The organism is Streptomyces viridifaciens (assembly GCF_001888885.2).
GTDB classification, from domain to species: Bacteria; Actinomycetota; Actinomycetes; order Streptomycetales; family Streptomycetaceae; genus Kitasatospora; species Kitasatospora aureofaciens.
In genome coordinates this window covers 1720799-1731283 of record NZ_CP090840.1, presented here as the reverse complement: position 1 = coordinate 1731283, position 10485 = coordinate 1720799, and the positions used below count along the sequence as shown (strand labels likewise).

Annotated in this window: 7 protein-coding genes and 1 pseudogene; 7 read left to right on the top strand and 1 reads right to left on the bottom strand. The window is 68.4% G+C overall.

What is annotated here, in order from left to right:
- Nucleotides 1-1456 precede the first annotated feature (1456 nt).
- The 3 genes from BOQ63_RS07470 (at nucleotide 1457) to BOQ63_RS07460 (ending at nucleotide 4627) form a co-directional block, all read left to right on the top strand.
- Nucleotides 1457-2173: a DUF4241 domain-containing protein gene (locus BOQ63_RS07470; RefSeq protein ID WP_072653775.1), complete on the top strand. Its 717-nt coding sequence runs from the start codon at nucleotides 1457-1459 to the stop codon at nucleotides 2171-2173.
- A 275-nt stretch (nucleotides 2174-2448) separates the two neighbouring features.
- Entirely contained in the window at nucleotides 2449-2868 is a 420-nt protein-coding gene (locus BOQ63_RS07465; RefSeq protein WP_079183459.1) for an endonuclease VII domain-containing protein, read from the top strand.
- Between the two features lie 1039 nt (nucleotides 2869-3907).
- On the top strand, nucleotides 3908-4627 hold the full coding sequence (locus tag BOQ63_RS07460) for a TnsA-like heteromeric transposase endonuclease subunit (RefSeq protein WP_499503635.1): 720 nt from the start codon (nucleotides 3908-3910) through the stop codon (nucleotides 4625-4627).
- A gap of 476 nt (nucleotides 4628-5103) precedes the next feature.
- Here BOQ63_RS07460 and BOQ63_RS07455 read toward each other — a convergent pair whose 3' ends face one another.
- The gene (locus BOQ63_RS07455; protein WP_223886213.1) at nucleotides 5104-5298 is read right to left on the bottom strand and encodes a hypothetical protein; all 195 of its coding nucleotides are present in this window, start codon (nucleotides 5296-5298) and stop codon (nucleotides 5104-5106) included.
- Between BOQ63_RS07455 and BOQ63_RS07450 the strand changes: the two are divergent.
- The 4 genes and pseudogenes from BOQ63_RS07450 to BOQ63_RS07435 form a co-directional block, all read left to right on the top strand.
- A pseudogene (locus tag BOQ63_RS07450) lies at nucleotides 5267-5836 on the top strand (transposase); the annotation flags it as partial. The gene BOQ63_RS07455 and the pseudogene BOQ63_RS07450 overlap by 32 nt on opposite strands.
- A gap of 268 nt (nucleotides 5837-6104) precedes the next feature.
- Complete coding sequence (locus BOQ63_RS07445) at nucleotides 6105-6881, top strand: hypothetical protein (protein WP_167395606.1); 777 nt, start codon at nucleotides 6105-6107, stop codon at nucleotides 6879-6881.
- Complete coding sequence (locus BOQ63_RS07440) at nucleotides 6787-8223, top strand: lipase/acyltransferase domain-containing protein (protein ID WP_072653773.1); 1437 nt, start codon at nucleotides 6787-6789, stop codon at nucleotides 8221-8223. The genes BOQ63_RS07445 and BOQ63_RS07440 overlap by 95 nt, the downstream gene beginning before the upstream one ends.
- Nucleotides 8204-10267, top strand: coding sequence for a hypothetical protein (locus BOQ63_RS07435; RefSeq protein ID WP_072653772.1), 2064 nt, complete (start codon nucleotides 8204-8206; stop codon nucleotides 10265-10267). Before BOQ63_RS07440 ends, BOQ63_RS07435 begins: the two co-directional genes overlap by 20 nt.
- Nucleotides 10268-10485: the final 218 nt, after the last annotated feature.

Genomic DNA, 10485 nt, shown 5'->3' with positions numbered 1-10485 from the left:
CTGCGGCTTAGGCATTTCCTGACGGGAAATGCGGCGGTGCTGACGCACCGCCAGGTGCGGGGGTGCCGCCTGGCGGCGTCACCGTGGGCGTTGGCCCGAGGCTGCGCCTCGGGGCCCGGCTGCGCCGGGCGGGCTAGCTGAGGCCCATTCGCCTGCGGCGAATGGGTGGGCGGGTGCGGCCCCTGGCGGGGCCTCAACTTCGCGGTGGTTTGGCACGGGCCTGCGGCCCGCCATGGGCAGCGTTGACGATGTGACGCGAAATTCGGGTATAGGCCCCGCCCCTGCGGGGCGGCCCCGGCGTTAACGATGTGACGTGAATTTCCGGTAGAAGCCCCTCCCCTGACGGGGAGGGCAATATCCAGCGCGGCACCCGTTGACGATATGACGCGAAATGCCGACGGCAACGTCTTACCCAGGGAGCGAGGGCCCTGACGGGCCACCGGGGCTGCGCCCCGGCGACGTCAACGCAGCACGGCCGGCGCCAACGGGCAGGCACACCCGACGGCTGCGGCGCCGGGCGCAGCGGGGTAGCGGATGTCCCCACGGCCTCACCGGTCTACGACACCCCTCTTCGGCGTGAAGGCGACACCGCCCTTCAGCGGCGCCAAGCCCTGGCCAGCACGAAGCCGAAACCGACCGCTGAAAACAAGTGACGCCCAGACACCGCAACCCAAATGTCGTTCATCAAGGGTGCGCGGCCCGGCGAATGAGCCGGGGCCAGGCTGTGGGACAAAGGGCGGCCCCACCCCAGGTCCAGCGGGACACAGCACCAGGCCGGGCCCTGACGGGCCTGAGGGGGCGGTGCGCCCGGCCGCATCCAGCCATCCTGGCCTGCTCCTGCCGACGGCCTCCCGTTCGGCTGCTCCAAGGACCCCAGGCAGCCCGCCGAACCAGGGCCGGATCCCAGCCTGACGGAGGCCGCCATCACCAGTAGCGGCCTGAAGGCCTCGTCAAATCCTCTCGGCCCAAGCGGTCGAGACGGCCTCGTCAGGCAGCCATCGAACCGGCGGGTTCATAGATGCAAGAGCTGTCACGGACTCGCCCCCGGCCACGGAGGCAGCAGGACTGAGGGGGGCGCAGCGCCGCGGGCGGGCCGGGCCGTGATGGGACATCAGCCACTAACTCGCTGCATTCTTGGGCGCCCCCGGGCGCAGCAGGGCGAGCGGGCACACGGCCCGGCACAGGCACCACCACGCAGCCCTCCGGCGGGCGGCCTGGCGGCCGCAGATGGGGGTGTCGGCCTGCGGCCGCACCGGTGGGTGGCCGGGGTTGGGGCCTGACGGCCCCGCCGGTAGTGGGTGCACGGGCCGGGGGCCTGGCGGCCCGCCAGTGCCGCGGGTGCGGGGCCGGGCCTGCGGCACCGGCCGAGGACAGGACGCGGTGCCAGGGCGGTTGTCGGTGGGGACCTGTACGGTCCGGGCGGCGGATGCCAGGGGAGAGAGGAAGAGGGGCGGGCATGAACGAGGTCAGGCCGGAGACACGCGAGTACCTCGACGGGCTGTTCACACCGGGCCTGCGGATCGGCGGCGATGCGCACACCCCGTACAGCTGGATCGAGATCGCCGAGGTGCAGGGGGTCACTGCAATCCGGCTGCCGAGCGGCCGGCTGGTCGTGGACTCGCCCTGGAACACCGAGCCGCCGCGCGAGCTCGCGTTCCGCATCCCGCCCGGCGAATACCTGGTGGACGTCTCCTGGGCCAACTGGCCCCACCTCTCCGACGGCTACTACAACGAGTACCGGCAGTGCGCCGCCACACGCCTGCGCATCCGCGACGAGCCGGTGGTCACGTGGGAGCTCGCCCTCGGCGTGGGCGAGGACCCGGCCCTGCGCGCCGCCGGCGCGGGGTTCGAGGCTGAGGAGTCCATGGGCTGCTTCGCCGACGCCACCGCCTGGCGGCCGCTGACCGAGCCCTTCCGCCGCCACCTGACGGACGTCGCCGCCGGGTTCGGCGGCCCGGTGCCCGGACGGGACACCGAGGACCGCTTCGAACTGGTCCGTGAGGACCTCTGCGAGGGCTTCTTCGACCTGGTCCGCGATGAGGCCCACCGGGCCGACCTGCTGACCTTCGGCGTCCCGGAAGGCTGGGGCCAGGTCTGGGAAGGCCGCACCCACGAGGGCGAGGTCGCGGTGATCGTCGCTCCCGGCCATGTGCCCACCAGCCCGTGGGACTGAAACAGCCCAGCCCTCCGGCCACTGCCGCCGGGCCACGACAATCCGCAGGCACCAAGTCCCCGGTCACGGCCGGGACTCAGCAGGGTGATCGCCTCGCGGGGTTGGTGGAGAGCAGCAGCCGGTCGGCAACGTCGGCGACCGGAAGGCCGGAACGAGCCAGGGCTGCTGCTGGGGGCAGCAGCGGGGAGAGAACAGCACGACGTCCGGGCGGCTCAGGCTCTGGCTGTCCCGGGGTCAACACAAACCGGGTCCAAGAAAGGAACGGTGGAGTCCGGATGTCGGTAATCAAGGGCACGCCCAAGTGCGCATGTTGCGGAGGGAGGAACGAGCGCAGGTTCGTTTCCAGTGGAAATGAGACCGTATGGATGTACGTATGTGACAGTGTCAAGTGCAATGAGGATCAGCAGCGGATAGCTCGGAGGGCAAAAAGGCACGGAATTACATACGATAGGTATTCGGAGATCCACCTGAATCAAGGTGGCAGGTGCCCGGTATGCGGGGAGCACCTCGGGAAGTTCGACAAGGACGTTGTGATAGACCATGACCACTCGTGCTGTCCCAAGAGGACATCGTGCGGTGAATGCGTGAGGGGAATTCTTCACCGGCGATGCAATTCCGCGATTGGCTACCTCCGCGATGACCCGGACACGTTTGAACGGATAGCCGAATATCTTCGAGGCTTTCGAGGCTACTGAAGGGGCCTGAACAGCAGAGGCGGACCCTGTGCACGGCCGGCGGCCCGTTCGCCCTCGCCACAGAACTCCGCGCGACAGCGCCGCACGGCAAAAAAGGGGCGCGCCAGGCCCCCAGGGCGCCGCAACCGGCCCGGCGGGGGCCCAGTTGGCAGGCCCCCAGCCGGGGCGCAGCCGGCGGCCGGGTGCGGCGAACCAGCCGCCCCGGGGCCCCCGGTACGCCTGGCAAGGCCCGGGCAGACCACCACCACACCCAGCGGGGCTTGGCGGGACCGGGCACGACAACCGGCGGCCGGCACCACTGTGACCGGCCACCAGGCACCGGACAGCCGGGACGGGGCGGCGGGGCGCAGCGATCCCGAGAAGCGTGACGGCGCGGCATCCGGCCGGGCCCCTCCCGGCCGTTGCCAAGGTTTTCCTGAGACCCCGGAACTGCCCTTCACGGTCCTTTCCATGAGAATCCGGGCTGAACTCCAGAGTGGAATCCGGCAGCCATTCCGGACCGTCCGTCAATTCCTCAGGCGGGCTCGGACACCACCCGGCCACCGAGACACTGTCCACGGCAGCTTCACCGACCCGACCCAACACGTAGCGTAACCAGCAGCAGGGGCTTTCAGCTCACCCACCCCAGAGGGTAGTGAGGTCTAGACAACTTCTCGCCAGTGTGGCCTTTCGCCCAGTTTTAAGCCATTTCGCTCAGTGATCACCAAAACAGGTCACAGCTCACGGTGGCGTGGTGGTCGTCACTGACGAGGGTGTGCAGGCCCAGCGCGGGCCAGCACGACGGTGCGCAGCAAGGGGGCGGGGCCTGGCGGCCCTGGTGCAGGGGTACCGCCTGCGGCGTCACCGGAGACGGGCGCAGCGCGCGAGTCAGGACCGGCGATCACGGACAGCATGGCCTGTCTCGAATCAGCAAGGCGCATCCCATCAATAACTAGTCTATTTCTCAGTATGTTTGAGCATTAGTCAGTTAACCCTGAGCCGGTTGGCTACTGCTGTGCAGTCATCGGGTTCTGACGTGGGTTCTGCGTGTGGGCGGGTTGTGGATCCGGCGCTGATCGACGCGTGCTTCTTCGACCCACTGGGCCGCGAGCAACGGATGGTCTGGGCGGATGCGGTTCAGCAGGTCGCATTCGAGCGGTGCGGTGTGGTGCGGCGGTTCCCCGTGCGTGCGGGGCGGCGTGTGGCTCCGGGCTGGTGGTGGTCGGCAACTGATGGGCGGCTGGTGCACTACGGGTCGGGGCTGATGCGGATGCAGGTGATGCTGCTCGACCGTGATCCGTCGGTCGTGGGGTTGGCCTGCCGTCCGGTGGAACTGCTCTGGCGCGGGAGCGGCGCGGTGCTGTCACACGCGCCGCACCTGCTGGCCCGCCTGGCCGACGGAACGGCCGCGCTGGTGGACTGCGTGGGGCGGGACGGGATGTCGCCCGAGCACGCACGCAGGGCGGCGGTGGTCGCGGCGGCGGCTGCGGCCGTGGGCTGGCACTATCGTGCGGTCGGGCCGCCCGATCCGGTGTTGGCAGCCAATGTCCGCTGGCTCGCCGGATACCGGCACCCGCGGTACGCGGCGACCGGCACCGAGGCCGGGCAGCTGCTGGGCTGCTATTCCCGGCCGCGGCCGCTGATCGACGGGGTACGGGAGCTCGGGGATCCGTTGAAAGGTACTGCCGATGGTGTTCCACGCGCTGTGGCGCGGGGATCTGACGGTAGCGCTGACCGAGCCGCTGCACGAACGGGCGCTTGTCGTGGTCGGCGCAGGTGAGGTGGCGTGAGCGCTGCGAGGCGGAGCGCAGTGGAGGTCGGTACCCGGCTGTGCTTTGAGGGACGGACCTGGACGGTCGTCATGCTGGAGGGAGCTCGAGCCACGCTGGTGGACGAGGATGGAGCGGTGGCCTCGGTCCTGCTCGCCCACCTGCTGTCAGCCCCCTCCTTCGCGCTCGCAGACGCACCCACCCCATCCCGTGTGCCGCCCCTCGGGCTGCTGGAAGAACTCCCGGAGCAAGCTCGTGAGCATGCGATGGCGTGGCAGCGGCACGTGAGGGAGGTGGAAACCGGCTTTCCCACAGCCGATACGTCCGGGGTCCCACGCCGTGAGTTCGACCCGGCGCAGCGAACTCTGGCGCAGCGGGAGGCGGCGAAGGCGGCGGAGCTGGCGGCGGCCGGGCAGGCGGTGAGTGTGACGACGGTGCGCCGGATGCGGGCCCGGTACCGCCGGGAGGGGCTGTGGGGACTGGTCGATCAGCGTGCCACCCGCCGCCGCTCGCCTTTGGGGCGGGCGGACGAGCGGGTGGTCGCCGCGATCGTGCAGGCGTTGGAGGAGCAGCGGGAGCGGTCGACGGGGACGTTGAGCCGGCTGCGGCGGTCGGTGGGGTGGATCTTGGACGAGACGTACGGCGCGGGCATGGTGACGGTGCCGCCGGTGGCGACGTTCAACCGGCTCGTGCACGCGCTGGCCGACGGCAAAGGCCTGCTGGGGACGGCGGCGCAGCGCCGGAGTCATGCTTCGCGGCCGGCGGCGCCGTTTAGGGCGTCCGTGGTGTTGCGGCCGGGCGAGGTGGTGATGCTGGACAGCACGCCGCTGGACGTGATGGTGGTGCTGGCCGACGGGGTGGTCGGGCGGGCGGAGCTGACGATCGCGCTGGATGTGGCGACACGCAGCGTCTGCGCCGCGGTGCTGCGGCCGATGGGGACCAGGGCGGCAGACGCGGCGGTGCTGCTGGCGCAGATGGCGACGCCGATGCGGATGCGCCCGGGGTGGGAGAAGGCGCTGGCGCTGGAGCGCTCGGTAGTCCCCTATGAGCGGCTGGTGTCGCTGGACGCCCGGCTGGAAGGTGTGGCGGCGCGGCCGGTGATCGTGCCGGAGACAGTGGTGGTCGACCAGGGACGGGTGTTCGTCTCGTCGTCTTTCCTAGCGGCGTGCGAAAGCCTCGGGGTGTCGGTGCAGCCGGTGCCGCCTGCCAACGGTCCGGCGAAAGGACAGGTGGAGCGGACGTTCCTGACGATCCGCCACCGCTTCTCCCAGTACGTCGCCGGTTACACCGGGTCCGATGTGACCGAGCGCGGCGGTGCGGTGGAGGACGAGGCGTGCTGGACGCTGCCGCAGTTGCGGGAGCTGTGGGAGGAATGGCTGGTCGCGGACTGGCAGAGCCGGGTGCACGAGGGACTGCGGCATCCGACGATGCCCGGGCTCGCGCTGTCGCCGAACGAGATGTGGGCCTCGCTGGTGGGGGTGTGCGGGTATGCGCCAGTGCCTGTTCCCCGCCTTGAGCCGGTCCCTAGGTGCAGGCGGCGATCTGGCGGCCGCCGCACACCAACGCGGCATCGGCAGCAACGACTACTTCGACCGGTACGTCGTCTTCGGTGTCCCCGACGACGACCTTTCAGAGACCGAACTCACCGAAGCACTGACCCAGCTCCGTGCAGGCACACCTGGGCCGGAAGCCGCCGAGCTCCTGCTGAGACTGGAAGACGACACCCATCGCATCCGGCGGCGCCTCGGGCAACGGCTCCAAGCCGGCGCCGCGGTGCCGGCCGCCGCACTGCTGCTCGCTGTCGCCGAACGCTACGGCACGTTGAGGGCCCAGGCAGAGTTCCTGCTCAGCGCCGACGCGAGCGCCAGGTTCCTCGCGCAGGATCTCTTCCGCACACTCCCCCACGACACGCATGCGCAGGTCCTAACCGACATGGCGGCCTCCCCGCAGGGCGCCTCGCTCGCCGGCCGCGTGCTCTACGACGCCGTGGAGCCTGCGGACACCGGGCTTCCCGCGCCGGTACGCGGTCCGTCCCGGCCGGAACGGCGGCGGCGGTTCGACGGCGTCGGCGACGGCCTGATCATTCTTGCGCGGGTACGGGAGGAGGCTGGCGGTCTGCCCTTGAATAGGGTCGTTTGCCGCGCAAGGGGCGGTGCGGAACCATTTGAGTATGGGCAGGAAGGCGCTGCGCGATGTCATCGTGGTGCTGCCGGGGATCACCGGGAGCGTGCTACGCGCGGACGGTCGCGACGTGTGGGCGCTTAGCGGGCAGGCCGTCTGGTCCTGGGGCGCCAGCGGGGGTGATTCGCTGCAGAGTCTCTACCTGCGCGACGGCGATCCCGGCAAGGTGGTAGCCGAACGGTTAATGCCGACCGCCCACATGGTCCCCGGGCTGGTCAAGATCGACGGTTATTCGGCCTTGGTGCGGCTCGCCCGGGAGACATTCGAGATCGTCCCTGGCGCCAACTTTCTCGAGTTCCCCTACGACTGGCGCCTCGACAACCGCATCGCGGCCCGGCGGCTCACGGAGACCGTGGAACGAGCGCTGCACGAGTGGCGGCAGCACACCGGAAACCCCGCCGCCAAGGTCATCTTCCTGGCCCACAGCATGGGCGGCCTCGTCGCACGTTACTACCTCGAGGCACTGGAGGGCTGGCGAGACTGCCGTGCACTGTTCACGTTCGGTACGCCCTACCGGGGCTCCCTCAATCCACTCGGCTTCCTGGCCAACGGCTACAAGAAGGCATTCGTAGATCTCACGGATGTGATGCGCTCATTCCCGTCGGTCCATCAGCTGCTGCCGATCTATCGTGCGCTGCGGGTCGGCGACGAGTACGTTCGGGTGGCGGAGGCCGGGCCCCTGCCCGGGATCGATCCGGTGCTGATCGCCGACGCGCTGGCCTTCCACCGCGAGATCGAAACGAAGGTGACCGAGCACCGCGACGACGACGATTACCGCCGCGACGGGTACACAATCGTCCCGATCATCGGCACCCGCCAGCCGACGAATCAGTCTGGAGTGCTCACCGGCGGACGGGTGACCGTCAGCCGGGACCTGCCTGCCTGGATCGACCCGCTACTCGCGGACGGTGATGGCACCGTGCCACGGGCGTCAGCTATACCTATCGAGCTGTCCGAGGCCTACCGCGACACGTTCGTGCCGGAGCGCCACAGCTCGCTGCAGTGCAACGCCGCCATCCTGGCCGACGTGCGCGGGCGCCTGGAGCAATCACAGGTACGCGGCCTCGGGGCAATTCGCGGACCGCAGGAGAGCCCAGCCGCGGTCGAACGGACCGCCATCTCGCTGGACGTCGAGGACCTGTATCTACCTGACGAGCCGGTGACGATCCACGCCGAACTGGTCAACACCACGTCGGCCATGCCGCTGCGCGCCCGCGTGGAACCGGTCGAGCCGCTGGCCGGACCATCGACGCAGACCGTTGAGCTGACACCTGGTTCCGGAGGTGCCCAGCTGGAACTGGCCGGCCTCCCGTCTGGCGTGTACCGGCTGACGGTCGATGCCGCCCAGGCCGGACCGGCGGCCCCGATCCCAGTCCACGACATCTTCGCGGTCGCGGGAGTGACCGATGGGCCCGGGCCCGGGTAGCGGCGCACCCGCCTGGCCGGCCTGGCCGCGCGCCAACGAGCGTGAGCTGGTCCGTTTCGTTACCCCCCGCGCGAGCCTCTGGCAGCCACTGGACGTCAGCCGCTTCGACCTGTCCCACCAGCCGGACCGATGCCGAGCCGTCGCCGCGGCCATCTACAACGCCCTGAGCGGTCGGGACATCCGGTACGCGCTGGAGGAGTACCACCCGTCGGCCGCCCTGCAGACGATCCGGAAACCGGCCGAGGTGCTTGAAGCTCCCCGTGAGGGCACCTGCCTCGACCTCGCCGCCCTGTTCTGCGGCCTGTGCCTGGCATACGACCTGCTCCCTGTCCTGGTCGTCGTCGACGGGCACGCCTTCGCCATGGTCTGCACCACGCATGGCCTGCCCCAGTGGAACGGCTACGACCGGCCCGGCCGAGAGCTGTTCGCCGACGGACCGATCACCAACGCGTCGCGGCTCGTGGAACTGGTCGACAGCGGCGCCTACCTGGCCGTCGAGTGCACTGGGTTCGCCCGCAGCGACCTGCTCGGGAAGTACCCCGACCTCCCGGAGGCGCGGCACCGCACCAACGGCCTGCTCCCCTTCGACCAGGCGGTGGCGGCTGGCCGGGAGCAGCTCTACCGGGCCGACCGTCCGCTGCGATTCGCGATCGACATCGCGACGGCGCACTACGAGTGGCGGATCGAACCCCATCCGGTCGAGCAGCTGGACTGGGCGGCTGCAGAGCCGAAGCAGCCCAGACCGTCTCCGGGCCGACAGGCAACTCCCCAGCTGTTCGACCCCGGCCAGATGGTTGACAAGCTCGTGTATCAGCTCCTGAAAGACAGCTTCACTGCCTTGCCAGTACTGCAAGGAACTCCAACACAGTGGCTGTGCCGTGGCCTGCGTGTCCGGCGAGGTTCACCTGACACCGATATGCCCCCCACACTCGATTTCCATTTCGAGGTTGAGGAAATCCAGTCCCGCCGACCAGAGCTCCGGGTGAGTTTGCCAACCATATCGAGATGGAGAGGAATCGTAGAGACTCAGCCAGTCATTATTATTCTGGCCTCTATACATCACCTCGACCTCAGAGGAAGATTCTGGATGCTGTGCTTCCATGATTGGCTCATCCAGAACACATCAACGGTTCCGTCGTCAAGCTCATCAGAAATACCAATGCACGGCTTCCAGCAGATAGATGGCGGCGGGGAAAACCTTCACCGCCTACTCATCCGCGAAGCCGAGCGGGCCACGAGCATGGACGGGGCAAGGTGGCGCACCCTTAAGGACTATAGCCTAATCCCAGTCGACGAGGAGACTTTCCTTGAATTCATGGACTTTTCAAGGTTTTTCGAAATTCCAACGGAAGTTTACAAGAGACTCGCAATCCAATCCAAAGGGCAACTGACGCGCTCGCTCAGGCGATATCTGCAACAACGCGGGTCATACGAAGACACACTGGTACAGGAATGGCTGGCCAGCATCGACGGCGTCCCGGTCCCGGCAGGGCTGGCCGGGTTCGACCGCCGCCAGTTCCGGCGATTCGTGCGGTTCGTGAACCAGGGCGGACAAGGTGTTCGGCTGCCACGCTACCGCGGCCTGGAGGTGGGCGGCTGGCGAACGTTCGTCTCAATGTACCCAGAGTCTCTAATTGGTCTCCAGAAAATCATCACCACCTCCCCCCACGGAAATGATGTGGCGTTCGCAGCGGCAATGCTGCCCATGCTGGCCCTATCCAACGATCCCAACATCGAAAATCGTGCGCACGAGGCTCTCGACGCTCTGAAATCTCGGGCCCAGGACTTCAAGAGCTACCGAGTTAGACGCGAACTGCTGCGGGCCCCAGCAGAAGCCACCGGAGACCCACACAGCATGGAGAAACTGATCGACTTGATGAGGCGAGAGGGAGCACACGGCATGGAACGTCGCTTCCTAGCCGACTATGGCTGGACCGCCGACATAGTCGAACTCAACATCCGCAGAAAGATCGACAGCCCGACACTAAGAGATACGAACCTGAAAGCATTCTATGCCGCTATGGGCGATGTCATCGGGCGTTGATCTTCAGCCACTCGATCGGCGACTCGACCGAGGACGGCTGCCGCTCGCCTTCCCCGCCTCGCCCTCGGCCAAAGCTTGGCTGCGGTGGTGTGAACGGTGCCCTGCGAGCACGGGCAGCTTCTTCGGGCGCGCTGGACGAGCCGAATCGGGAAGCAGCCGCCGGGACGGCGTTCTCGGGTCTGGTCAGCCAGCGACGGTCTCGGTGGTGTGTCCGCGGA

Coding starts and splice junctions, on each gene's coding strand:
- BOQ63_RS07445 (WP_167395606.1), top strand. CDS start 6,105: ATGCGCCAGTGCCTGTTCCCCGCCTTGAGCCGGTCCCTAGGTGCAGGC.
- BOQ63_RS07435 (WP_072653772.1), top strand. CDS start 8,204: ATGGGCCCGGGCCCGGGTAGCGGCGCACCCGCCTGGCCGGCCTGGCCG.
- BOQ63_RS07465 (WP_079183459.1), top strand. CDS start 2,449: ATGTCGGTAATCAAGGGCACGCCCAAGTGCGCATGTTGCGGAGGGAGG.
- BOQ63_RS07470 (WP_072653775.1), top strand. CDS start 1,457: ATGAACGAGGTCAGGCCGGAGACACGCGAGTACCTCGACGGGCTGTTC.
- BOQ63_RS07440 (WP_072653773.1), top strand. CDS start 6,787: ATGGGCAGGAAGGCGCTGCGCGATGTCATCGTGGTGCTGCCGGGGATC.